21 protein-coding genes and 2 pseudogenes are annotated in these 23,145 nt (G+C 60.9%); 21 read left to right on the forward strand and 2 right to left on the reverse strand.

Annotated features, from left to right (window positions below):
• The first annotated feature begins 92 nt into the window (after window positions 1–92).
• Window positions 93–848, forward strand: a pseudogene (locus OKW40_RS31045) (SDR family NAD(P)-dependent oxidoreductase).
• A 52-nt stretch (window positions 849–900) separates the two neighbouring features.
• Here the strand turns inward: OKW40_RS31045 and OKW40_RS31050 are convergent.
• Window positions 901–1,422, reverse strand: coding sequence for a LysR family transcriptional regulator (locus OKW40_RS31050; RefSeq protein ID WP_429352731.1), 522 nt, complete (start codon window positions 1,420–1,422; stop codon window positions 901–903).
• A gap of 100 nt (window positions 1,423–1,522) precedes the next feature.
• Between OKW40_RS31050 and OKW40_RS31055 the strand changes: the two genes are divergently transcribed.
• The 3 genes and pseudogenes from OKW40_RS31055 to OKW40_RS31065 all read left to right on the forward strand — a co-directional run bounded on the left by OKW40_RS31055 (window position 1,523) and on the right by OKW40_RS31065 (window position 3,631).
• Window positions 1,523–2,044: a LysE family translocator gene (locus OKW40_RS31055; RefSeq protein ID WP_429493197.1), complete on the forward strand. Its 522-nt coding sequence runs from the start codon at window positions 1,523–1,525 to the stop codon at window positions 2,042–2,044.
• Window positions 2,041–3,141 carry an NADH:flavin oxidoreductase/NADH oxidase gene (locus tag OKW40_RS31060; RefSeq protein ID WP_429493198.1) on the forward strand — a complete coding sequence of 367 codons (1,101 nt, stop codon included), beginning with the start codon at window positions 2,041–2,043 and terminating at the stop codon, window positions 3,139–3,141. The genes OKW40_RS31055 and OKW40_RS31060 overlap by 4 nt, the downstream gene beginning before the upstream one ends.
• Before the next feature lie 162 nt (window positions 3,142–3,303).
• A pseudogene (locus OKW40_RS31065) lies at window positions 3,304–3,631 on the forward strand (cupin domain-containing protein).
• A gap of 85 nt (window positions 3,632–3,716) precedes the next feature.
• Here OKW40_RS31065 and OKW40_RS31070 read toward each other — a convergent pair.
• A complete protein-coding gene (locus tag OKW40_RS31070; protein WP_187616550.1) occupies window positions 3,717–4,394 on the reverse strand; it encodes a TetR/AcrR family transcriptional regulator in 678 nt (225 codons plus the stop codon).
• 311 nt (window positions 4,395–4,705) lie between these two features.
• On the opposite strand from OKW40_RS31070, the gene OKW40_RS31075 reads away from it, so the two are divergent.
• From OKW40_RS31075 to OKW40_RS31155, 17 genes are all read left to right on the forward strand, one after another.
• On the forward strand, window positions 4,706–5,116 hold the full coding sequence (locus OKW40_RS31075) for a Zn-ribbon domain-containing OB-fold protein (RefSeq protein ID WP_187616551.1): 411 nt from the start codon (window positions 4,706–4,708) through the stop codon (window positions 5,114–5,116).
• A complete protein-coding gene (locus tag OKW40_RS31080; RefSeq protein ID WP_429352727.1) occupies window positions 5,113–6,285 on the forward strand; it encodes a thiolase family protein in 1,173 nt (390 codons plus the stop codon). Before OKW40_RS31075 ends, OKW40_RS31080 begins: the two co-directional genes overlap by 4 nt.
• 3 nt (window positions 6,286–6,288) lie before the next feature.
• Complete coding sequence (locus OKW40_RS31085) at window positions 6,289–7,155, forward strand: FAD binding domain-containing protein (RefSeq protein ID WP_429493199.1); 867 nt, start codon at window positions 6,289–6,291, stop codon at window positions 7,153–7,155.
• Between the two features lie 7 nt (window positions 7,156–7,162).
• Window positions 7,163–10,087 (forward strand): molybdopterin-dependent oxidoreductase, encoded by a 2,925-nt coding sequence (locus OKW40_RS31090; protein ID WP_429493200.1) that lies wholly within the window; start codon window positions 7,163–7,165, stop codon window positions 10,085–10,087.
• A 24-nt stretch (window positions 10,088–10,111) separates the two neighbouring features.
• A complete protein-coding gene (locus OKW40_RS31095) occupies window positions 10,112–11,359 on the forward strand; it encodes a CaiB/BaiF CoA transferase family protein (RefSeq protein WP_429493201.1) in 1,248 nt (415 codons plus the stop codon).
• Complete coding sequence (locus OKW40_RS31100; protein ID WP_429352723.1) at window positions 11,356–12,939, forward strand: alpha/beta fold hydrolase; 1,584 nt, start codon at window positions 11,356–11,358, stop codon at window positions 12,937–12,939. Before OKW40_RS31095 ends, OKW40_RS31100 begins: the two co-directional genes overlap by 4 nt.
• The gene (locus OKW40_RS31105; protein ID WP_429493202.1) at window positions 12,927–13,580 is read left to right on the forward strand and encodes an SRPBCC family protein; all 654 of its coding nucleotides are present in this window, start codon (window positions 12,927–12,929) and stop codon (window positions 13,578–13,580) included. Before OKW40_RS31100 ends, OKW40_RS31105 begins: the two co-directional genes overlap by 13 nt.
• Before the next feature lie 149 nt (window positions 13,581–13,729).
• Window positions 13,730–15,016, forward strand: a complete 1,287-nt coding sequence (locus OKW40_RS31110) for an MFS transporter (protein WP_187616558.1) — start codon at window positions 13,730–13,732, stop codon at window positions 15,014–15,016.
• Window positions 15,017–15,174: 158 nt separating this feature from the next.
• A complete protein-coding gene (locus tag OKW40_RS31115) occupies window positions 15,175–16,320 on the forward strand; it encodes a porin (protein WP_429493203.1) in 1,146 nt (381 codons plus the stop codon).
• Window positions 16,321–16,348: 28 nt separating this feature from the next.
• A complete protein-coding gene (locus tag OKW40_RS31120; RefSeq protein WP_187616560.1) occupies window positions 16,349–16,729 on the forward strand; it encodes a BON domain-containing protein in 381 nt (126 codons plus the stop codon).
• Window positions 16,730–16,781: 52 nt separating this feature from the next.
• The gene (locus OKW40_RS31125; protein ID WP_429493972.1) at window positions 16,782–17,828 is read left to right on the forward strand and encodes an XdhC family protein; all 1,047 of its coding nucleotides are present in this window, start codon (window positions 16,782–16,784) and stop codon (window positions 17,826–17,828) included.
• Between the two features lie 20 nt (window positions 17,829–17,848).
• On the forward strand, window positions 17,849–18,583 hold the full coding sequence (locus tag OKW40_RS31130) for a dienelactone hydrolase family protein (RefSeq protein WP_429352718.1): 735 nt from the start codon (window positions 17,849–17,851) through the stop codon (window positions 18,581–18,583).
• Between the two features lie 140 nt (window positions 18,584–18,723).
• A complete protein-coding gene (locus OKW40_RS31135; protein WP_429493204.1) occupies window positions 18,724–19,005 on the forward strand; it encodes a hypothetical protein in 282 nt (93 codons plus the stop codon).
• A gap of 250 nt (window positions 19,006–19,255) precedes the next feature.
• On the forward strand, window positions 19,256–20,611 hold the full coding sequence (locus tag OKW40_RS31140; RefSeq protein ID WP_429493205.1) for an MFS transporter: 1,356 nt from the start codon (window positions 19,256–19,258) through the stop codon (window positions 20,609–20,611).
• 35 nt (window positions 20,612–20,646) lie between these two features.
• Window positions 20,647–21,864, forward strand: a complete 1,218-nt coding sequence (locus tag OKW40_RS31145; RefSeq protein ID WP_184050680.1) for an acyl-CoA dehydrogenase family protein — start codon at window positions 20,647–20,649, stop codon at window positions 21,862–21,864.
• A gap of 20 nt (window positions 21,865–21,884) precedes the next feature.
• Window positions 21,885–22,406: a 4-hydroxyphenylacetate 3-monooxygenase, reductase component gene (gene hpaC / locus OKW40_RS31150; protein ID WP_429352715.1), complete on the forward strand. Its 522-nt coding sequence runs from the start codon at window positions 21,885–21,887 to the stop codon at window positions 22,404–22,406.
• A 2-nt stretch (window positions 22,407–22,408) separates the two neighbouring features.
• Complete coding sequence (locus tag OKW40_RS31155) at window positions 22,409–23,113, forward strand: EthD family reductase (protein ID WP_429493973.1); 705 nt, start codon at window positions 22,409–22,411, stop codon at window positions 23,111–23,113.
• Window positions 23,114–23,145: the final 32 nt, after the last annotated feature.

Here is a 23,145-nt window from a genome sequence, read left to right on the forward strand (position 1 = left end):
AAGGCCAAGGACTCCGAGATTTAGGCAAAGGTGGTTGGCGCTCTCAGCAACAAAATGAACGCCTACTTCCACCACCTGCAAAGGAGTTAGCCATGAGCACGGTTTCCCTCGTCACGGGTTCCAGCCGCGGCCTCGGCCGCAATACCGCCCTGTCGATCGCCCGCAAAGGCGGCGACGTCATCATCACCTACCAGAGCCGCGAAGCAGAGGTCACGGCTGTCGTCGCCGAGATCGAGAAGCTGGGTCGCAAGGCGGTTGCCCTGCAACTCGATGCCAGCAACGCATCGACGTTCCCGGCCTTCGCTGAGCGGCTGAAGACCGTGCTGCGCCAGACCTGGCAGCGCGACAGCCTATGACCACCTGATCAACAATGCTGGCCATGGTGACGTTGCGCCGATCGCTGAGATGAGCGAGGTAGCGTTCGACAAACTGGTCAATGTGCACTTTAAGGGCGTGTTCTTCCTCACCCAGAAGCTGCTGTCGCTACTCGCCGATGGCGGCCGCATCGTGAACCTTTCCACTGGTCTGACCCGCGTGTCTGCCGAAGGGTGGTCGGCTTACGCCTCGGTCAAGGGGGCTATCGAAGTGCTCACCGTCTACATGGCGAAGGAATTGGGCCGCCGCAAGATCACGGTCAACGCCGTGGCACCGGGCGCGATCGAGACGGACTTCTTCGGTGGCCTGTGCGTGACACCCCGGAGTTCAACCAGTTCTTCGCGGACATGACCGCCTTGGGCCGCGTCGGCGCGGCTGACGACATCGGGCCGATGATCGCCAGCCTGCTGTCCGGGGACAACCGCTGGGTCAACGCGCAGCGCATCGAAGTGTCTGGCGGACAGGGCATCTGAGCACAAGAATGCCAGGCGCTTGCTGAGTTTCATCGAACGCCTGCTTCGTGAATCAGGTGAGCGGCACTCGCACCCCTTCTAATGCCGCCGCCGCACAGACCACTTCACCTTCGGCTTCGCTCGCGACATATTCGACCAACGACACGTCCACGCGACCGCTATTCACCGCTTCGCTCAGCTCTGGCGACGCCGCGCACACCAACGAAATTTCGACGTGCGGATGCGCGTCGGCGAACGCCTTCATCGCGGGCGCGAGCCGCATCACGAGATCGTAAGGCACGCCCACACGCAAGGCGCCGCGCAACGGCTGGCCGGTCATGTCGGCCCAGATTTCATCGTTCAGCCGCAGCAGCTTGCGCGCCTTCACGAGAAACTGCTCGCCCTGGTGCGACAGTTCCAGGCGGCGTGTCTTGCGAACGAACAGAAGGCAATCCAGCACATCTTCGAGGCGCTTCACCTGCTGGCTCACGGCGCCTTGCGTCATGTGCAGCAGATTCGCGGCGACCGTCATGCTGCCGCTATCGGCGACGGCAACGAAGGTGCGGACCAGATCGAGATCGAGGTTTCGGCTCATCTATGCATTATGGCGCGTAATGTACCGCATCAACATTATTAGCTTTCACGATGCTTCGACGATCCGTACAGTGCAAATTCGCTCATTCGATTTTGCACCGATGACCTCGATTCTGCCGCTTCTGCTCTTCGTCGCCGTCGCGACCGTGACGCCCGGCGGCGCGACCACGCTCGCCATCACCTCAGGCGCACGCTTTGGCTTCGTACGCTCGATACCGCTGATGCTGGGCATCGCGATGGGCCTCGCCTTGCTCGCTGCGCTCGGGCTTGGCGGCCTGCTTCTCACGCTGCCGTCGCTGCAAACGGCGGTGAGGGCGCTCGGCTCGGCGTATCTGCTGTGGCTCGCGTGGCGCATCGCGCGCAGCGGGCCGCCAAACGCGAACAACGGCCCCGCGCGGCCGGTTACGCTCGTCAACGGTTTCCTGCTGCTCTGGCTCAACCCGAAAGGCTGGGCGATGACGGTTGGCGCGGCGGCATCGTCTGACGCCGCGAACCTCGACGACCTCGACCGTGTCGCTGTGGCGGTCAGGAACGAAAAGCGCCTCGTCGACATCAGCGTGTCGCGCGCGGGTTTTACGAAGCACCTCGACGGCGCTAAAACGCGCCGGAAGGAGTTGTTATGAGTCACCCAACGCTGTTCTCGCCGATACAAGTCGGCAACTTGAAATTAGCCAACCGGATCGTGATCGCCCCGATGGCCCAGTACTCGGCCGAAGACGGGCAGATGAGCGATTGGCACCTGATTCACCTCGGCCAGCTGGCGGTTTCAGGTGCGGCGGCGCTAACCATTGAGGGGACGGCGGTCACCCCCGAGGGACGCACCAGCTATGGTGACGTGGGGCTCTTTTCGGACGAGTGCGAAGTCTCCATGGCACGAGTGCTGCAGGGCGTTCGGCGGTGGTCTGATACGCCGATTGGAATCCAGCTCAACCATGCTGGCCGAAAAGGGTCTCGACAAAAATTATGGGACGGCGGCGCACAGATTCCATATGTTCGCGCAAATGGTTGGAACACCTACGGCCCATCCCCGGTCGCTTTTGCGGCCGGCGAGACACCTCCCACCGCCTTGGACCGCGATGGTCTGGCCGCAATTCGCGACGCCTTCGCGGCCGCAGCGCAACGCGCCTCCCGGCTTGAGTTGAATTTCATTCAAATCCTTGGTGGGCACGGCTATCTGCTCCATCAATTCCTCTCGCCTCTCTCAAACCACAGGGACGATGAGTACGGCGGCTCATTGGAAAACCGAATGCGTTTTCCACTCGAGGTTTTCGAAGCCGTGCGAGACGCATTTTCGCATGATCGCCCCGTGACGATGCGGATATCGGCTACTGATTGGGTGGACGGCGGGTGGTCCGTGCAGGACGCGATCGCCTTTGTCCACGCACTGGAGGCTAGAGGCTGTGCCGCGATCAATGTCTCGAGTGGTGGTTCGAACCCAGCCGCGCAAATTCCGATCGGGCCTGGCTATCAGGTTCCCTTCGCGCGGGCAGTGAAGCAGGAGACGACGCTCCCTGTCATCGCCGTCGGCATGATCACTGAGTTCGAACAAGCCGAATCCATTCTCAGCACGGGAGATGCCGATCTGATCGCGCTTGCTCGGGCCGTGCTCTTTGACCCTCGCTGGCCTTGGCACGCTGCGGCTCACTTTGGGGCTCAAGTCAGGGCGCCGAACCAGTATCTTCGCGCTCAACCCAGTCGGCTGCGAAAGGTGTTCGTTTGAATCCGTCTCGTCGAGAAGGGGGCAGTGAATTCGAAGTTCAACAACGTCCCGTTCTTGCAGGTGCCATCTAACGCGAAGACTCCCTAAGTTGAGTCTGGTGGACATGGCTCTGCTTGCGCTCGTGCTGCTCGCCATTTTCGCCTTTCCGACCGGGATATAGTCATGGCAATCCATCCGTTTGCCGAATCGTTCGACCTCGAAGCCGCGTTCGGCGACGTGGTCGAAATACTGGTCACCGAAAGTCGTCACGGAAGTCAACGATCAATACCTGAAAATTGCGAAAGTGCGCGGACATCTGAAGATCGAATACGAAGGCGGACGCGTCGTCGATTTGCAAGCGGGTTCGATGCACGTAGTCCCAAGGGGCACGTTGCGCAATCCGGTGGCCGATAGCGGGTGCTGGATCGTCCTGATCGAGCCCGTGCGGATGAAGCACACGGGCGATGTCGAGTCTCCGTTGACGAGGATAATCGACGAACAGATGTGTTGATCAGGCTGATTGCTGTCTCTATAGGTATCGCGTAAAGGCGGGGCGCCGCCTCGTTCACCGTGGTGTAGGTGTCGCGACGCGTTATTCAATGCGCGTGATAGCGCGTCAGGAACGTGGAGACTGCGCTGCCGATGATCCTTTCAACGTCTTCGTCGGAGATCGCATGATCGATCCGCATTAGACGGGGAAAGTAAAGCGTTTCTCCCAACATGCCGATGAATTCGGCGCGTGCGAGCCGCACGTCGGCAATCTTCAGGCGGCCTTCTTCCACCCGCTTTGTCAACCAGGCGTCCGTTACGTCGCTGAAGAGATCTTTCGCGCGCTGGAAGCGAAGTGCCATGTCGGGAAAGCTTCGCACTTGAGCAATGACCAGCCGCATTGCGGCAATCATGCTGGGCTCGGAAACAAGCTCGTTGTATGCCCGGGCAATCTCGCGCAAGCCCGACTCGACCTCCGGGGGCACGGCGTGATCCTTCCAGCGTGCGAACAACTGATGGAAGAGATGGTCCATCGCATCGCTGAAGAGGATCTCCTTACCGGGAAAGTGCTTGTACAGGGTCGCATATGACACTGCCGCGCGATCGCCGATGGAATCCATCGTGGCCGCGTCATATCCGCTTTCCAGAAACGTTGCAATTGCGACGTCCAGTATCAGCGCGCGCTTTTCCCTGCTAACACGCTGCTGATACCCCTGTACGCCGTCCGGCGCGTGATTCTCTGCCCGCGAGAGGGCCGTCTTCTTTCCTGCCTTCGCTATTGCCACTTATAAGCTCCAAAACTATCGGTCTGCAAGGCATTCTGCCCGCCGTTGGAGAAACTCGCCAGCAAGCGAGGCCGCCGACGATTTTTCGGAATCAGATGGATGAGCAGACTTCGCGGCTCACGCTCTGCACTGACCGGTTGCCGATGCATCGGCAACAGCATATAGCGACGGCGCTCCCGACCAGCAGGCGGCATGTCGATTCTCTCTGAAGGCAACCGCGAGCACCGGGTTTGCCCTACCTTCCTGGCTACCGCTTGCTAGTATAGTGTATTACACACTACACCATTAAAACGTACAGGAGTGGAGTCAGCGTGAACGGTTTCAGACGATTAGGGACAGCCTCAGTTGTAAGAGGCGGGAAGGGCTGGTCATTACTAGGGGTGAAGTGCTCCGATTGCGAAACGCCGATCTATCCGGTACTCACCGTGTGCCCACAATGCGGCGGTCGTGACTTCGTCGCGTCGCCGTTGCCGGCGATCGGCACCCTCTACTGCCACAGCGTGGTGCATATGGGACCACGAGGCGTCGACACGCCCTACACCGTCGGGTATGTGGACCTGAGCGATGGTCTGCGGGTCTTCGGGCGCATCGAAATGCACGTTGGCGCCGTACAGACGGGGCAGCAGCTCGAATTGCGAGTGCAACCAGCAAACAAACAAGCGAGCCAATTCATCTATTTCTTTACCGCGCCCGGTGAAATTTCTCAGCAGGAAAATTCATGAGCGTGACGAACGGTTTGAGGAGTGTGAGCGTCGTTGGCACAGGCATGATTCGTTTTGGACGTTTCCCGGAAGTGAGTCTTTCCCAACTCGCCGCGCCAGCGGTCATCGAGGCACTTGATGAAGCCGGAATCGATCGCCGACGCATCGGCGCAGTCTATTGCGGTACGGTATCCGGTGGTCCGTTGGCTGCCCAACGCATCGCACGGGAGACGGGGCTGACCGGCATCGAAGCGGCGAATTTCGAAAACGCCTGCTCGTCCTCAGCGAGCGCATTTCGGCACGCCTACCTCGCGATTGCCGCAGGTGCGGTGGATTGTGCAGTCGTGGTTGGAGTAGAGCAATTGACTCGTCTCGGAGCCGGGCCACTTGACCTGGGCGATGAGGATGTCGAGGCGGCGAACGGATTGACGATGCCGGCGCTGTATGCAATGCGCGCACAGCGCTACATGCATGAATTCGATTTATCAGCCCGCGATCTCGCGCAGATCGCTGTCAAGGCCAGGGCGAACGGAGCGCTCAACCCCTACGCACAGATCCGCAGCACCATCTCAGTGGATGAAGTGCTCAGCAGCCGGCAGGTGGCCTCGCCGCTGACTTTGCATCAGTGCTGCCCGCTCGGCGACGGCGCAGCCGCAGTGGTGCTTGAAGCCTCCGACCTTCCCATTGCGAATCGGCAAGGCGCCGTGAAGATTCTTGCGTCCCATCTGACGTCGGGCCGTTATATGCAGGGAGGGAGGGATATGACGACTCCCGAAGTCACGATGCGTTGCGCGAGCGAAACCTACGAATCCTGCGGTATCGGCCCTTCCGACATCGATCTCGTCGAGTGTCACGACGCCTTCACCATCGCCGAATTGCTGTACTACGAAGCACTGGGTTTTGCCGCCCACGGAGACGGGGCGGGTTTGATCAGAGACGGTCAAACGGCGCTGAACGGACGGATCCCGTTCAACCCGTCCGGCGGTCTGCTCTGCAGGGGCCATCCGCTTGGAGCGTCAGGGATCGCGCAGATCGTCGAAATAACACGCCAGCTGCAGGGTCGCTGCGGCGCACGGCAGGTCGGGCAAGACGAGCCGCGCGGTCCACGAGTCGGGCTGGCGCACATCACCGGTGGAGGCACCTACGGCTTCGATCACGGTGCGTGCGCGATACACATTCTTGGAAGGTGAGAAATGAAGTCAGCACCCTTTACCTGGCACCGTCCGGAAAGCGTGGCGCGTGCCGTTGAGCTACTCTCCACGCTGGACAACGCACGCATCGTCGCTGGCGGACAGACGCTGATGCCGATGTTGGCCATGCGCTACGCGTATGTGGACCACCTGGTCGACGTGAACGCGATACCTGGCCTCGACGGGATAAAGTTGGAAGGCGACGAGGTCTGCGTCGGCGCATTGGTTCGCCAGCGGGATATCGAGCAATCTCCTTTGATTCAACAATACGCACCGCTGATGGTGGAGGCCTATCGATTGGTCGGCCATATTCAGACGCGCAATCGAGGCACTTTTGTCGGAAGCGTTTGCAATCTCGATCCGGCCTCGGAGCAGCCCGCTCTTGCCGAAATCTTCAATGCGACCATCGTCGCCGTGGGACCCGGTGGAGAGCGGCGCATCCCATTTCAAGAATTCGCGCGCGGCTTCATGACTACTTCGATCGAGCCGGACGAAATGGTGACGCAAATTCGCCTTCGTATCTGGAATCAGCCACACGGATATGCGTTCGAGGAATTCGCGCGCAGACATGGGGACTTCGCAATCGTCGGCGCCGCGGCCATGGTGTCGGTCGACGTAAATCACGCAATCACGCGCGCTGATGCGGTCCTGTGCGGGATGGGCAGCAAACCTTGTCGTCTGCAGCTTGACGACGTCCTCCAGGGACAGCAGCCCAGCGCCGGTCTGGCAAAGGCAGGAGCCAGCAGAGCAAGCTGGATTGACGCCCTTAGCGACACGAGCGCCAGTGCCGCATATCGGAAACGTCTCGCGTGGACCGTGACCGAGCGTGCGCTTGGGCGCGCGTTCGCTCGCGCATTGAACGCAAGCTGAGGGCATCATGGATCAGAAAATCGAAATCGTCGAACAGAGAAAGATTGCCTTCGAACTGAACGGACAGGCAATGACCTGCGACATCGACCCCAGAGTGACGCTCGGCGATTTTCTTCGTCACCAGCTTGGCAAGACGGGCACGCATTACGGCTGCGAGCATGGTGTTTGCGGGGCATGCACGGTACTGGTGGATGGACGTTCCATGCGCTCCTGCCTTCAGCTTTGTGGTCAGGTCGACGGGCGGACGGTCACAACTGTAGAGGGGCTGGCGAATACCGACGGCTCGCTCGGCATCCTGCAGCAGGCGTTTCAGGATCGCCATGCATTGCAGTGCGGATACTGCACGCCAGGCATGTTGACCACGCTAACGGAGTTTCTGCTAGCCAACCCCGACCCGTGCGAGGCCGAAGTTCGCGATGCGATCAGCGGGAACATCTGCCGCTGCACGGGCTACCAGGCCATAGTCGAAGCGGCGCTACTCGCGGCCGCCCGAATGCGCGGCGAGCCCGATCCCGTTTTCGGACTGGTTACCGCATACTCAAAAGACAGCGATCCCCCCTCGGATTCGAGCGTGGGTGCGCGATATGTCGGCAAACCCGTCAAGCGCACCGAAGACCCCGCGCTGCTCAAAGGCGAGGGGCAATTCGTCGACGATATCCACCTTCCCGGAACATTGCATTGCTGTTTCGTGCGATCGTCTCACGCGCACGCCCGCATCAAGCACATCGATACGGAAGCAGCAAAGGCCGTACCGGGCGTACACCATGTGTGGACATTCGCTGACCTGGATGAAGCACATCGGCGGCCAATTCCGGTCTTGGCACCAACGCACATGCTGAATGAGCCGCGCATGTGGTCGCCGTTGGCCGCGGACGAGGTGTGCTACGTCGGCGAGGCGATTGCCGTTGTCATTGCGGAAAGCCGGTACATCGCCGAAGACGCCGCTAACCTGGTGCAGATCGATTACGAGGTACTGCCGGTCGCCAGCGACATCAGGAAGATATTCGACCCGAATGCGCCACGGGCTCACAGCGACGTTCCCACAAACCTCCTCCTCGACATGCCGTTTGCTTTCGGCGAAGTCGACTCGGCCTTCGCGCGCGCCGCGCACGTGGTCAAGCGCGAGATATTCCATCATCGCGGTACTGCGCACCCGATGGAGTGCCGCGCGACCCTCGCGCGGCTAGATGCCGGTACCGGTGATTTGACCGTCTGGAATTCAGGCCAGGCGCCGCACCTCGAGAGACGTCTTCTCGCGCAAGCGCTCGGCTACGACGAAGCGAAGATCCGGGTCATCATGCCGGACGTCGGGGGGGCTTTCGGTCCCAAGGGCATCGCCTATCCGGAAGAGTTGGTCGTGGCCTCGGCGGCACTCAAGCTGGGTGTGCCGGTCAAGTGGACCGAAGATCGGCGCGAGCACTTCCTGTGCATTACCCAGGAGCGCGATCAATTGTGGAATCTCGAGATGGCGCTCGACAAGAACGGAAAGATCCTCGGCGTGCGCGGCTCCGTGGTCCACGATAACGGTGCGTACGTGCCTTGGGGCATTGTCGTGCCGATTATCGCGGTGACCTCGTCGCTGGGTCCGTACGTCGTCCGGGCATTCGACGTGAAGCTGAAAGTGGCGTGCACGAACATGGTGCCCACCACGCCGGTGCGTGGCGCGGGACGGCCCAAAGCGGTATTCGCGATGGAGCGGATGCTCGATGCGGCAGCCGACCAGCTCGGCCTCGCCCGTCTGGAAATTCGACGCCGCAATTTCGTGCAGCCAGACCAGATGCCGTACAAGACTGGCCTGATATTCCGCGACGGTGCGCCGATGGTATATGACTCCGGCGACTATCCGGAGACTCAGGAAAAGGCCGTCGAGCTTGCCGATCTGGATGCGTTTCGCGCCCGTCAGGAGGACGCGCACGCGCAGCATCGGTATCTCGGGATTGGCTTTGCCAACTATGTCGAGGGTTGCGGCCTCGGCCCTTATGAAGGGGCGGAAGTCACGTTGCAAAACGACGGGCGCATACACCTGGACGTCGGTGGTGCCGGTGCGCAAGGACAAGGAATGAAAACCATCTTTGCCCAGATCGCTGCCGATCAGCTCGGCGTCGAGATGGATGCCATTACGGTAGTCGTCGGCGATACGAGCAAGCTCGCAATGGGCATCGGGACATTCGCGAGCCGGATCACCGTCAACGCCGGAAATGCCATCCACATCGCATGCGGCAAGCTCGCTGGAAAAATCAGGGGGCTCGCCGCACACGCCCTTCGTGTTCCGCTGGATCAGATCGAGATCGCACGTGGCACCGCACGCGTGCGAGGTCAGCCGGAAAAGGCGTTGCCGCTTGGGCAAATCGCTCGAATGTCTTATGGGATACCTGGGTTCACGCTACCTGACGGGCTGGATGCGGGCATGACCGTCACGCATTATTTCTCCCCGAAAGCCAGCGTCTACGCCAACGGAACGGCGTTCGCGGAAGTCGAGGTGGATATCGGGACTGGCTACGTAAAGGTCTTGCGCTACGGCGTTGCACACGATTGCGGGACCGTGATCAATCCGATGCTCGTCGAGGGGCAAGTGATTGGCGCTATTTCCCATGGGATCGGAAATACGCTGCTCGAGCGCCACGGCTACGACGAGAATGCCCAGCCGCTTGCGACGAATTTTGCCGAGTTTCTGCTGCCTACCGCACTCGACATGCCATCCCACATAGAGATGGCGCATCTTGTTTCCCCCTCGCCGAACAACCCTCTCGGCGTCAAAGGGGCCGGGGAAGGCGGGACGATTCCTGCATCCGCGGCGATCGTCAGTGCCATTGAGGATGCGCTGAGCCGATGGTCAATTCGTTTTGACGAAACACCCGTGCTGCCTGAAATGATCTTTGATCGTCTGCATGCCGCTGGCGCGTACAGCGACGTCGCCCTCGACACACCTTGAACGAAGAACTTGCTGGATAACGATATGGACTCTGGAAAAACTGGTCCGCTGAGCGGTGTGAGGGTTCTAGACCTCACGCAGTTCCTGTCGGGCCCCTTCGGAACGCAAATCCTCGGTGACCTCGGCGCTGAGATCGTCAAAATTGAGCCGCCCGGCGGCGAGCTCGCGCGCGGCGTACCCCCCCATTTCGTCGAGGGGGACAGCGCTTACTATCTCGCAGTCAATCGCAACAAGAAGAGTGTTGTCATCGACCTCAAGACGGAGAGGGGTACCGAACTCGTTCGGGAGTTGGCCGCGCATTTCGATGTCCTTGTAGAAAACAATCGCCCGGGTGTAATGGAGCGGCTCGGACTTGGTGAGGCGGAGCTTCGCGCGCGCAATCCGCGGCTCGTCTATTGCAGTATCAGCGGGTTCGGACAGACGGGCCCGGACAGTGATCTACCCGCTTACGACATGATCGTGCAGGCGATGTCGGGGGGCATGAGTCTGACCGGGGAGCCCGGCAGGGCGTCCGTTCGCGCCGGCATTCCGATCGGCGACCTGGCGGCCGGCATGTATGGCGTGATGGGCATTCTCGCTGCGCTGGTCGAGCGCCAGACTTCTGGCGAAGGACGGTTCGTCGATGTGTCAATGCTCGACGCGCAAATCGCGATGCTGTGTTATCAAGGTGCTTATTACCTGCTGTCTGGAGACGTGCCGGAACCGCAGGGACGAGGCCACGATTCGATACCGACCTACCGCGCGTTCGAATGTGGCGACGGCGTTTCACTGGTCGTGACCGCCAACACGGAACGCATGTGGGCGGATCTGTGCAAGGCCGTCGGGTTGCCACACCTCGTACACGACCCGCGATTCAAGGATTCGGCCACACGGCTCGTGAACAAGGTGCCGCTATGGGAAATACTGGAGGCGCGCTTCCGTGACGAACCGGCGCAGAGTTGGCTCGAATCGCTGAATTCGGCTTCGATTCCGGCTGCTCTGGTGAAGACAGTTGATAAAGCACTGAATGCCTCCCAGGTCGCGCATCGAGATATGGTCGTCGAGCTTCGCAGTCGAGCGGGATCTCATGTGCGCGTGCCCGGCAATCCAATCAAGTTTGATGATCCGGGGCATGCTGATGCGAGTTACCCACCGCATCTGGGGGAGCACACGAACGTCGTACTCGGGGAGTACATCGGCCTTGATGCCGAGGCACTGAGGACACTTCAGAATCAGGGGGTTGTTCGGCAGTTTGTACCAGGCATGCCATCACCCGGCGTGAAATCGCGATGAACGAGGAGATCGGCATGCATGAAAATCTTCTGCTGAAGATGAAGGGTGATGTTCTGCATATCGCCCTGAACAGTGCTGACGGCAGGAACGAGTTGGATGACGCGATGATGCGAGCGCTCACGCAGGTGATCAGCGATCCTCCCGAGAGTACCGTGGCCATCGTTTTGTCCGGGGAGGGTGAGAACTTCTGCGCAGGGCGAGCCGCATCGCCACCGCCGGCGCTTTCCCCAACGGAAGATCCACGCCCCGCAATCAAGGCACGGGGTGCGGCGCCCATTCTCGCACTCTATGAGGCAATCCGTTCGAGTGAGGTACCTGTTGCCTGTTTCGTCAAAGGGCTCGCTTCGGGTATGGGTTGCGCAATCGTTGCAGCGAGCGACTATGCGGTCGCCGACGTGCGTAGCCAGTTCGAGGCTGATGAACTGGCGAAGCAGTTTGCTCCTGCACTGCTGATGTCCGTTCTCGTCGCGCGTGTCCATGTCAAAGCGATTTCGCGTCTGGTTCTAACGGGCCAGCCCATCGACGCGGCGACCGCTCTGGACTATGGGCTGATCGGCGAAATTGTCGCTCCTTGGGAACTGGACAAAGCGCTGGACGATTTCATCGCCTTCATGAACAGCCGGGCTCCACAGGCATTACGCGGAGTCAAGACCTTCCTGCGCGAGTCGCCCGGTCTGCATTCGCCAAAGCTTGCCACGCTTGCCGCCGACGTTCTGGCGGAATCGATTGCGGCGCGCCTCGACGTGACAGCGCCGTTCGTGCCGTCCCACGAGAAGCGGTTTCTGACCGTCGACGGCGAACGCATTGCCTATATTGACGTCGGCAATGGGCCCGCGGTCGTTTTGCTGCACAGTCTCGGCACATCGAGCGCGCTGTGGGACGACATTCTGCCCGCACTCACCGCGAAATATAGAGTCGTGGCGATAGATGCCCGAGGTCATGGCGACTCGACGAAGCGAAGCGCGTGGAATCCGGACGCTGTCGCCGACGACGTTGTCGCAGTGGCGGAGGCCATCGGCCTCGATTGTTTTGGCCTGGTGGGCATCTCGATGGGGGGACTGACTGCGGTACGCGTTGCCTCGAAGTTGGGTCGACGCGTTGCTGTCATGGTCTTGTCGAGCGCTTACGCAGGCGTTTCAGGACCCGCGGTGGAAAAGCGGCTCGCCGCAGCCGAGGGGATGTTGAATAAACTGCCTATGCATCTCTTTGCGCGCATGTACGTGGAGCAGACCCTCCACAGGAACACCGCGTATCCGAAGCGCGAACGACTTGCCCAGCAGATTGCAGCCATGGCTTCAACGGATTACCTGGAAATATTGCGCGCCATTTCCACGGATGACGTGTCTGGTCTTTTGCGCGACATCGAGGTGCCGACGCTCGTGCTGAACGCCGAACTGGACATGAGCATACCCAGAGCAGTATCGGCGAAGTTGGCACAAGGGATCCCTGGCGCGAAGGAACGAACGCTGGGCGCTGCCGCTCACCTCGCATGTGTCGATACGCCCGATGCGTACGCGGAAGTTTTATTAGGCTTGTTTGAGAAATACACGGATGAAGGTGGGGAAGCATGGAAATCGTAAATCGCTTTTCGGTCGACTCGACTATCGAGAATACCTGGAAGGCACTACTCGACGTGCCGCTGGTCGTGTCCTGCTTTCCCGGTGCGACGCTGACTGACACACTCGGCAAGGATTCGTATAAGGGGCTGATTCGCGTCAAGCTGGGTCCCATCGCGATGGAATTCGCCGGCACGGTCACATTGAGCGCACCGTTGGGAGACGCGTATACGGCGACTGTCACCGCCACATGGCAGGAGACCAAAAACCGGGGATCAGCCACTACGGTGACGACGTTTTCTCTATCGCGACTCAGTGACGTCGCCGGCACTCAGGTCGACGTCCACACCACTGTGAATATGGCGGGGCAGGTGGCGCAGTATGGCCGCGGGGTTGGAATCATCAACGCCGTATCGGAACAGATGGTCCGTCAATTCGCGGCAAATTTGCTGAAGGAACTCGCGGATCGTCCGGCTGCTACAGAGGCATCCTTAGCCAGCGCGGACGCGTTCGCCTCATCGTCCACTGGAGAAAAAAGACCCGTGGCGGCAAGACGCAGCGACAACACTGCGGGCTCAACGAACGAGATTTCGGTGCTCGGCTTGGTGTGGGCAACGGTGGTTGCAAAATGCAGGCAGTGGTTTGCCAGCGCGCATTCATCATAGTTCTCTTCGTTGATTTTTCTTTTCAATTTGGTCGGGTTGGCAAAAGGCAGCAGCTTCTACTGAGCCTTGCGATGCACGGCACACGATGGCATCGAAGTGTTGGCGAGTGCTTCCATAATTATAAGTAGTACGACGAAGGAGATGAGCAGATGGAGACGAACTCGACTCCGTTCGAGTCGACAGACCGCGGGAGCAATGTCGGTGCTTCTGTCGTGGGCAAGGCAGCCTGGATTGTGCTTGCGTCCGCGTTTATAGGGTGGATGTTCGATGCGATGGATCTCTACCTTTTCACCATGATCATGGTGCCGGCCCTTCACGACCTGCTCGGGCCTTCACAAGGCAGCGCCCTGCAGATCGGAGCGCTCATTGTCGGCGCGAAACTGGTTTGCTGGGGCATCGGCGGCATTCTGTTTGGCGTCCTGGCCGACCGATTTGGGCGAGCTCGAGTCATGCTCGGCACGATGCTGATCTACTCGGTATTCACGGCAGCCGGTGCCTTAGCGCAGGACTGGCATCAACTCCTCGCGTTTCAGATGCTTGCGGGTTTTGGAATAGGGGGGGAATGGGCCGCTGGCGCCGCGCTTGTCGTGGAGACCTGGCCGGAAAAACACAGGGCGAAGGCTGTCCAGGTCATGCAGGTTGCCAATGTGGTAGGGCTGATTGCCGCGTCCGCGATTGCGATCCTTCTGTCAGGTGCTGGATGGCGTTGGGTGCTTGGCGTGGGGGCGGTACCGGCAGTTGCGAGCCTTGGCCTGCGGTTCATCACACCGGAATCGGCTAGTTGGGAGCAGTCGCGTGCGACCGGAATTCGTCACGCAGGTCCGAGAATGGGCTCGATCTCCGAGATATTTGGCCGTCAGTTGCGTCGTCGAACCCTGGTGGGCACGCTCATTGCCTCGGCAATGATGATCGGTAGCTGGGGGGCATCCATCCTATTTCCCGCATTGCTGAGAGAGTTCTTCCCATCCGCCGGCAACGCGGAATTCACGAGGCAGACGGGCATCGCGTTCATGGCGACCAACGTCGGCGCGGTACTTGGATTCGCTTCGATTCTGCTCCTCGTCACTTTGATACCGCGTATCTCCAGACGGACCGTCTATGCGGTGTTTTGCGCAGGCGCCTGGATTGCAGGCGTTGCACTTTTTGGCGGTGCGAAAACACTGGGGACGTTTTATGTCGCGATGCTTGGATTCGGCTTTTTCGGATTGGGGGGATTTGGGATAGTCGCGCTGTACCTGACTGAGCTTTTTCCGCTCCATGTTCGCGCCACGGGTCAAGGCTTCGCCTGGAATATGGCACGTCTGTTCACCGCGCTTGGACCGTTGATCGTGTCGTCTGCGTCGGCAAATCTGGGATTTCGTGTGGTGGGAATCGCTCTCGCAACCGTATTCGGAATGGGACTGGCCGCTATATTTTTTGGCCCGGAAACTGGCTGAAAAGACGACGCGGAAATTCGAAGCGCGCCGCTCAACAAGCTTCGCGGATACCGATTAGTGAATGCGCATGATCGTGGATCGGCAATTCGCACGCACTGCGGCCCTTGCGGTGACCACGCTGGGCCCATCCGGCGAAAAAATACAACATTGGAGACAACATGAATTTGAAAGTGATCGTCGCCTCGACGCTCGTTGCTTGGGCGGTCGCGGCACACGCGCAATCATCGGTGACGCTGTATGGCGCCATCGACACCGGATTGCTGTATCAAAGTGCGAATGCGCCCAATTTCCAGTCGAAAGTGAATCTCGGGCACGTGTACGAACTCAAGGACGCGGGGATTTTCACCAGTTTCTGGGGGCTCAAGGGTGCCGAAGACATCGGAGGCGGTTACAAGGTCAACTTCAGGCTTCAGGGGGCATTCACCAGCACCAATGGGAAGTTCGGGCTGTCCGACACGCCCGGCTCCAGCGCAATCTTCAGCCAGCAAGCGACGTTGGGCATCTCAGGTCCTTTCGGCTCGATCGACGCGGGCCGTCAGTTCGTGCCGATGATATTTGCGATGGCCGACACCGACGTACGGGGTGCGCAATTCTTCGGCAGTATCCTCACCGCATGGCTTGGCATGAATCAGGCTGCAGGCTGGCAGGGCACCAGTACAAACGGAGCAATCGGTGCGTTGTACGACTCCAATGCGATTGTTTACCAGTCGCCGAAGTTTCACGGTTTATCGCTCGGTGTCGAGTACGCTCCTGGTGGCGTCGCAGGTCAATTCCAGGGCGGCACGCGCGAGTCTGCCGTGCTCCGGTATTCGAACTACGGCCTGAACCTCTCGGCTGTCTACTACAACGGTCACGACACCAATCCGTTCACGACGACGGCCACCGGCGCGATCATCACGGCGCCATCCACAGGGCTCAATAACAACCGCTTCTACTATTTCGGCGCGATGTACACGTTCCACGACCTGTCAGTGTCGACGTCGTACAGCATCGGCAGGAATCCGGCAAACAGCGGTCAAGTCGACTTCGAGATGATTTCCGGGGGGCTCGGCTACAAGTTCACTCCTTTTCTCAAGCTCACCTCGGGCTTTTATTACCTGAAGGATCGCAACGTTTCATCCAATCAATCGGATTTGTACGCGGTGGGTGCCGAATACAGCTTATCCAAGACCACCATCGCCTACGTGCAGGTTGGCCATGTCAATAACCGGGGCAAGATGAGTCAGACGGTCGCCTATGGCGCGCCGGTTCCTGAGGGTACCTCGAGCACCGCGGCGATGATCGGCATCCGCCACACCTTCTGATCCCGCCACGGCGGAGCTGGAGCATTCAATGAAGAAGAGCAGAGCACGAAAGATCGCTGTTGGGTTACTGGTCGGATCAACATCCATCCACGTCTGGGCGCAAGCCAGCGAGAGCGAAGCGCACAGCGTGTCGGTAGGGACAGTGACCGAAGCTTCTGACAGTTTGACCGCGAAGAGTAACCGGAAGGACAATTTTGCGCTGCGTCGCAAGGTCTACGCGGCGATCGCGCAACACAAGGAAATCAATGCCGGCAATATCAGCGTGATCGTGAGGCGTGGCGCGGTGACGCTCGACGGGACGGTGGCGGATGCCTCCCAGGTCGGCGAGGCGACGGAGATCACGAGGGGCGTTCCCGGCGTGACGTCCGTGACCAACAGGCTGACGGTCAAAAAGCCGTTCGGCAGCTAGTAGGTGCGCAGGCATGACGATGTTTGACCACGTGCCGAAGGAAAATGTGAGCATGAACAGTATCGATTTCGAGGTGCTGGAAGCTGCGATGCGCTGGCTCGATGCAGGCCACCGCATGCTGCTCGTGACGGTGGTGAAGACATGGGGTTCGTCGCCTCGCCCGGAGGGGGCGATGCTTGTCCTGCGCGACGACGGTGACGTGGTGGGCTCCATTTCGGGCGGCTGCATTGAAGATGACCTGATCGACCGGGTGCGTCGGTACGGCGTCGCGCAAAGGACACCGGAAGTGGTGGAATATGGCATTAGCGCCGAGGAGGCGCGTCGCTTCGGGTTGCCTTGCGGCGGCACGATGCAACTCGTGCTCGAACCGATTACGCGGCAAAGTGGTATTCAGGCCCTGCACGAAGCGCTCAGTCGCAGAGACCTGATGGCGCGCACGCTAGACATGACGACGGGTGTCGTCACACTTGGTCCAGCGAGCACGACTGATGGCGTGTACTTCAGCGAGACGCGTCTGACGACGATTCACGGGCCCCGCTACCGTATGCTCGTTATTGGTGCGGGACAGCTCTCGCGTTACTTATGCCAGGTCGCGACAGGACTCGATTATCAGGTGGTGGTGTGCGACCCGCGCGAGGAGTACGTGCACACATGGGATGTGCCCGGTACGAGGCTCGTGCGCACGATGCCCGACGATACGGTCCTGGATATGAAACTCGACGAACGCAGTGCGATGATTACACTTACGCACGATCCAAAGCTCGATGATCTCGCGCTGATGGAAGCGCTGAAGACACCCGCGTTTTACGTCGGCGCGCTTGGCTCGCGGCGCAACAATGCTGCGCGGCGAGAGCGGCTTAAAGAGTTCGATCTGAGCGACGCACAGCTTGCACGATTACGCGGCCCGGCCGGGATCTATATCGGCAGCCGCACGCCACCCGAAATCGCGATATCGATTCTCGCTGAAGTGACGGCGGCGAAGAACAGCGTGTTGCTACCGGCAATCCTCGGGGTCGAGCGTGGGAAGACGGAAAAAGAAGTCACGAATGACACACCGATAAATGCGGGGCATCTCGCTGACGCGCGTTTGGCGGTTTAGCAATCTGGAGTTTTTTCGCAATGCCTTACGAGAAAACAATTGTCCGTACCGACGACGGCGACTGCAACATCCATGTTTTCAGTCCGGTCGGCCCGGGTCCGTGCCCGGGCGTGATCTTTTACATGGACGCAGGCGGGGTCCGTCCGGCTGTTCTGGATATGGCAGGTCGGTTGGCGGATTCCGGCTTTGTGGTCCTGTTCCCCGATCTGTTCTATCGATTTGGATCGTATGGTCCTCTTGTGCCTGCAAATGTGTTCAAGGGCGACGTTATGGCCATCCTCGGCCCCTTGATGGCAACTACGGGGAACGACAAAGCCGCTAGGGACACAGAGGCATTCATCGCGTATCTCGATGGCAGACCGGACGTAAAGGGCAATCGTTACGGCGCTGTGGGATTTTGCATGGGCGGTGGCATGGCAATTACTTCCGCGGCCGCCTATCCCGACCGGTTTGCGGCGGTGGCCAGTTTTCATGGTGGCAATCTCGCGACCGATGCGCCGACCAGTCCTCATCGATTCGCACCGGAGCTCAAAGCCGAGTTGTACATTGCCGCAGCCGATAGCGACGAGCACTATCCTGCAGACATGGCGGAGCGCTTTGAAGCGTCTTTGCAAGAGGTGGGCGTGCGATATCGTGCTGAGACATACAAGTGTGCAGCACATGGCTGGATGATGCCTGACTTCCCGGTGTACAGCCACGAGGCGGCCGAGCGCGGGTGGACCGAATTGTTGACGTTTTTCAGGCGGACGCTATAAACCCCTTCTAGGGTATACCTAGATAACCTTGTAAACAAAACTCCGGTAAGCCTTGCGCTTGCCGGGGTTTTTCATTGTTTACGATTTTCCGATTTTGTACCTATAGTAGGTGTAATCGTGTACCTGAAAAAGTGTAAACAATGTCTTCCGGTTACCGCGTCAAGGCTATTGTTCTCACCTCGGGCGAACGACTTCCGATCTTGCTTGATATGGACGGACACCCGACGCCGCCGCTCGGGACGCCGCCACCGGGCTCCAGTCCTCCGTCACTGGCACTCCTGCCGTTTCGCTTGGCGCAGGCGGGCAATCAGCCAATCACCAGTCGCATGCCCGAGCGCACCGCAACGCTGAAGCCAGCGAAGCACGCGCTGCGCACTTCGATGCACCTCATCCCCATCGCCGTTCCGACGCACACCGCGTGAGCCGTCGCGCATCCCGCCCACCGCTCCCGTAAACCCTCACCGTAGCGCCACCTCCTGGAACTCCTCACCATTCGCGCGTCGCTCGATCCGGGCCTCGCCCATGCACGCCATTCATATCGATCATTTTTGGCCCGAATTTGACCGCGTTTATCGCCGCTCATATCGTGCAGCCATGTCGTCCGGATGTGATTCGCCCCGCTGCGTAGAGCCATCGTCATGCGGGAACCTCAATCTTCGTTCTCCCTGAGCCATGAACTCTGACGCCGTGAATTCCGATCTGAGCGCCCCGCTCGCATCACGCCGATCCGCCGCCGCGACGAGCGGCGTACGACGCGCGGTCACGACCGCTGTGCTGGGTCAAATCCTCGAATGGTATGACTTCTTCCTGTATGGAACGGCCGCCGCGCTGGTGTTCGGCAAGCTGTTCTTCCCCGTCGGCAGCGATCCGCTCACCGGCACCATCGCCGCGTTCGGCGGCTTCACGGTCGGCTTCATCGCGCGGCCGATCGGCGGTGTGCTGTGCGGACATCTCGGTGACCGCTACGGGCGCAAGCTCGTGACGATGCTGACGCTGTTCGCGATGGGCACGGCGACTATGTTGATGGGCGTGCTGCCCACCTACCAGCAGATCGGCCTCGCCGCGCCGGCGCTGCTCGTGTGTCTGCGCATCGTGCAGGGGCTCGCCGCGGGCGGCGAATGGAGCGGCAGCATCCTGCTGATCCATGAGAACGCGCCGCAATCGAAGCGCGGCGCACTCGCCGCATGGAGTCCGTGCGGCGCGGCGCTCGGCTTCGTGCTGTCGACCGGTGCGTTCCTGCTGGTGCAGAACCTGTCGTCTGCCGATTTCCTGAGCTGGGGCTGGCGCATTCCATTCCTCTGCAGCGCCGCGCTCGTCGCACTGGGCTTGTGGATGCGCCGCTCGGTCGGCGAAAGCGCCGCGTTCGCTCGAGCGAAGGCAACGCGTCGCGACACCCGCATGCCGGTGATCGAAGTGTTGCGGCAATGTCCTCGCGAAGTGCTGACGATCTTCGGTTTGCGCTTCGGTGAAGGCGGTGCGTCGTACATCTTCTTCGCGTTCTCGATCGCGTATGGCCAGTTCCTCGGCATCAAGTCGAGCTGGATGCTCGGCGGCCTGACTCTTTCGATGCTGCTGATGATTCCGTTCTCGCTGTTCTTCGGCTACCTGACCGACAAGGTCGGACGCAAGCCCGTGTATCTCGCCGGCGCGATTGCGTTGGTGCTCGTCGCATGGCCGTACTTTGCGCTGCTCGGCTCCGGCGAATACTGGAAAGTGATCACGGCCCTCGTGCTGGCGAACAGCCTCACCCTCGGCATCCTCGAAGGCGCGCAGCCCGCGTTCATCAGCGAACTGTTGCCGGTACATCTGCGCTTCTCGGGGCTTGGCATCGGGCGCGAAATCTCCTCGGTGCTCGGCGGCGGCCTGTCGCCGATGATCGCCACGGCGCTGCTCGCGCACTATCGCAGCGCGACGCCGGTCGCTCTGTATCTCGGCGTGCTCGGTCTGATCACCGTCATCGCGACGCTGCTCGCCCGGGAGACCTATCCGAAAGCGATGCGCATCGAAGCGCATCGGGAAACCGAATGACATCGTTCACATCACTGAATCAAGAGGTAACGCGCATGCACGCCGTTCATACCGCCAGCGCCCGCGCTTGCACCGCCGACGCACCCATCATCGACACGCAGGAGGACTACCCCGAATACACGGGCCCGCTGTCGCTCGATGACCTGATCACCGAAGTCGAGCGTCGCCGCGACGAGTTCGATGCGGTTTCACACGTCCCGCGCGACATGATCGTGAAGATGAAGCGCGCGGGCATCTTCCGCGCGAGCACGCCGAAACGCTTCGGCGGCGACGCGCTGCCGCCGCCACAGTTTCTGGCGATGCTCGAACGCATCGCGATCGCCGATGGTTCGACCGCATGGGTCGCGGCCTTTGGCTCCGCGAACACGTATCTTGCGTCGCTGCCGGTCGAGACTCAGGCCCGCATCTACGCGTCCGGTCCGGACCAGGTTTTCGCGGGCGGCCTGTATCCCCTGCAACCGGCCGAGCGTGCGCCCGGCGGCTACGTCGTGTCGGGTCAATGGCGTTTCGCGAGCGGCTGCAAGGGCGCGGACTGGCTCGGCGTCGGCATCGGTGGCGCGCCGGGCAAGGTCGGCGACGCGAACGCGGGCAAGCCGTTCACGGCCGTGTTTCCGGCGAGCGAAGTCGAGATCGTCGACAACTGGAACGTGGTCGGCATGCAAGGCACCGGGAGCCACGATCTGCGCCTGAAAAACAAGTTCGTCGACGAGCAATGGACCTTCGTGCGCGGCGGCGCGCCGCTGATCGACGAGCCGCTCTACCGCTACCCCGCCGTCGCATATCAGGCACAGGTGCATGCGGCGGTGAACCTCGGGCTCGCGCGCGCGGCGCTCGACCTGCTGGCCGGTATGTCCGGCGTAACCAGAACGACGACCGGCGCGCCGCGTCTTGCCGACCGCGCGTACTATCGCTCGGGTCTCGCGCAGGCAGAAGCGAATCTGCGCAGCGCGCGCGCGTTCTTCTTCGAGTCGGCGCAAACTTCGTGGCGCACGGTCATGGCGGGCGACCCCGTGTCGCCCAGCGAGGCCAATCTGCTGCGGCTCTCCGCGACGCATGCCGCGCATACGTGCGCCGAGGTGGTCATGCAGGCGTACAAGATGGCTGGCATCGGCGCGATCTATCGCGAGAGCCGCATGCAGCGGATGGTGCGCGATTCCATCGTCGTCACGCAGCACGCGTTTCTCGGCGAAGGCACCTACGACGCGTCGGGCGCGCTGTTCGTCGGCATACCGCCGGTCACGCCCTATCCCTGAGCGACGTAGGAGCGACTGTCATGACGCACGACGAAACGCGCACGCACTTCCGCAACGCGATGGCTTGCCTCGGCGCGGCCGTCAACATCATCACGACCGATGGTCCGCGCGGGCGCTGCGGCATCACCGCGAGCGCGGTCTGTTCGGTGACCGATACGCCACCGACCATGCTGGTATGCATCAATCAATCGAGCTATGTGCATGACGTGATGCACGAAAACGCGAACCTGTGCATCAACATCCTTGGCGCGCACTGCCAGGACCTGGCGCGCGTGTTCGCGGGCATGACGGGTTGCCCGATGGACGCGCGTTTCGATCAATGCGCGTGGCAGCCGGGAACGCTCGGCGCTCCGGTGCTTGGCGACGCGCTCGCGAGCCTCGAAGGACAGATCGTCGACAGCAAGACGGTGGGCTCGCACTCGGTGATGTTCGTGCGGATCGAGCGGATCGCCACGCGCGATGACGGCGATGGCCTCGTCTACTTCGGCAGGCAGTTCCACCGGCTTGCGCGTGCCGGTGTCGCGGCTTGCGAGGCGGCATGACGATGCAGGTCTGTCTCTTTCTGATCGGCACGAGCGACGCGCGGCAATCGCTCACGGACCCGCGCGCGCTGCTGCGGGCCGCCACGCAAGTCGCGGGGCTGCGCAAGCTGATCGTGCACGAGCCGATCGCGGGACAGGTCGATGCGCGTATCGCGCCGGCGGCCGATGCGCCGTCGTGCGTGCTGCAGTGGTACTTCGACGAACTCGAGCCGCTCGAAGCCGCGCTCGAACCTGACGGCGCAATCGCCCACGCGTTGCATTCGGCCGCGCGCGCCGAATTCAGCCCGCAAAGCTTCTCGCAGCAGGTGATGGCCGTGCGCATCTTCGCGCCACCGCAGGCTGCGTCGGTCGAAGACAACGCGCAACGCTGCACCTATCTGGTCGCATACGACGGCGTCGCGCAAGACTTCAACGCGTGGCTTACGCACTATCTGGCGCATCATCCGCCGTTGATGCTGCAATTGCCGGCGCTGCGCGAAATGGAGATCTACACGCGCATCGACAGCCGCAGCGGTTTGCCGTTTGCGCGCGCGAGCGCGATGCAACGCAACAAGGTCGTGTTCGACGATGCGAGCGCGCTCACCGATGCGCTCGCGTCGCCGGTGCGCGATGCGATGCGCCGCGACTTCCACGCGCTGCCGCCGTACAGCGGGGCGACGCCGCATTTTGCAATGCGCAGCATCTACGGTAACCTCGCCGCATATTGACCGGCGCGTCGCGCGGCCCAGCGACGTGCCTT

It is taken from the genome of Paraburkholderia sp. RAU6.4a (genome assembly GCF_050435625.1).
Lineage (GTDB): Bacteria > Pseudomonadota > Gammaproteobacteria > Burkholderiales > Burkholderiaceae > Paraburkholderia > Paraburkholderia tuberum.

Bases quoted from the DNA above. Each gene is read 5' to 3' on its own strand.
- OKW40_RS31050 (WP_429352731.1), bottom strand. From the start codon at position 1,422: ATGAGCCGAAACCTCGATCTCGATCTGGTCCGCACCTTCGTTGCCGTC.
- OKW40_RS31055 (WP_429493197.1), top strand. From the start codon at position 1,523: ATGACCTCGATTCTGCCGCTTCTGCTCTTCGTCGCCGTCGCGACCGTG.
- OKW40_RS31060 (WP_429493198.1), top strand. From the start codon at position 2,041: ATGAGTCACCCAACGCTGTTCTCGCCGATACAAGTCGGCAACTTGAAA.
- OKW40_RS31080 (WP_429352727.1), top strand. From the start codon at position 5,113: ATGAGCGTGACGAACGGTTTGAGGAGTGTGAGCGTCGTTGGCACAGGC.
- OKW40_RS31085 (WP_429493199.1), top strand. From the start codon at position 6,289: ATGAAGTCAGCACCCTTTACCTGGCACCGTCCGGAAAGCGTGGCGCGT.
- OKW40_RS31090 (WP_429493200.1), top strand. From the start codon at position 7,163: ATGGATCAGAAAATCGAAATCGTCGAACAGAGAAAGATTGCCTTCGAA.
- OKW40_RS31095 (WP_429493201.1), top strand. From the start codon at position 10,112: ATGGACTCTGGAAAAACTGGTCCGCTGAGCGGTGTGAGGGTTCTAGAC.
- OKW40_RS31100 (WP_429352723.1), top strand. From the start codon at position 11,356: ATGAACGAGGAGATCGGCATGCATGAAAATCTTCTGCTGAAGATGAAG.
- OKW40_RS31105 (WP_429493202.1), top strand. From the start codon at position 12,927: ATGGAAATCGTAAATCGCTTTTCGGTCGACTCGACTATCGAGAATACC.
- OKW40_RS31110 (WP_187616558.1), top strand. From the start codon at position 13,730: ATGGAGACGAACTCGACTCCGTTCGAGTCGACAGACCGCGGGAGCAAT.
- OKW40_RS31115 (WP_429493203.1), top strand. From the start codon at position 15,175: ATGAATTTGAAAGTGATCGTCGCCTCGACGCTCGTTGCTTGGGCGGTC.
- OKW40_RS31120 (WP_187616560.1), top strand. From the start codon at position 16,349: ATGAAGAAGAGCAGAGCACGAAAGATCGCTGTTGGGTTACTGGTCGGA.
- OKW40_RS31125 (WP_429493972.1), top strand. From the start codon at position 16,782: ATGAACAGTATCGATTTCGAGGTGCTGGAAGCTGCGATGCGCTGGCTC.
- OKW40_RS31130 (WP_429352718.1), top strand. From the start codon at position 17,849: ATGCCTTACGAGAAAACAATTGTCCGTACCGACGACGGCGACTGCAAC.
- OKW40_RS31135 (WP_429493204.1), top strand. From the start codon at position 18,724: ATGTCTTCCGGTTACCGCGTCAAGGCTATTGTTCTCACCTCGGGCGAA.
- OKW40_RS31140 (WP_429493205.1), top strand. From the start codon at position 19,256: ATGAACTCTGACGCCGTGAATTCCGATCTGAGCGCCCCGCTCGCATCA.
- OKW40_RS31145 (WP_184050680.1), top strand. From the start codon at position 20,647: ATGCACGCCGTTCATACCGCCAGCGCCCGCGCTTGCACCGCCGACGCA.
- hpaC (WP_429352715.1), top strand. From the start codon at position 21,885: ATGACGCACGACGAAACGCGCACGCACTTCCGCAACGCGATGGCTTGC.
- OKW40_RS31155 (WP_429493973.1), top strand. From the start codon at position 22,409: ATGCAGGTCTGTCTCTTTCTGATCGGCACGAGCGACGCGCGGCAATCG.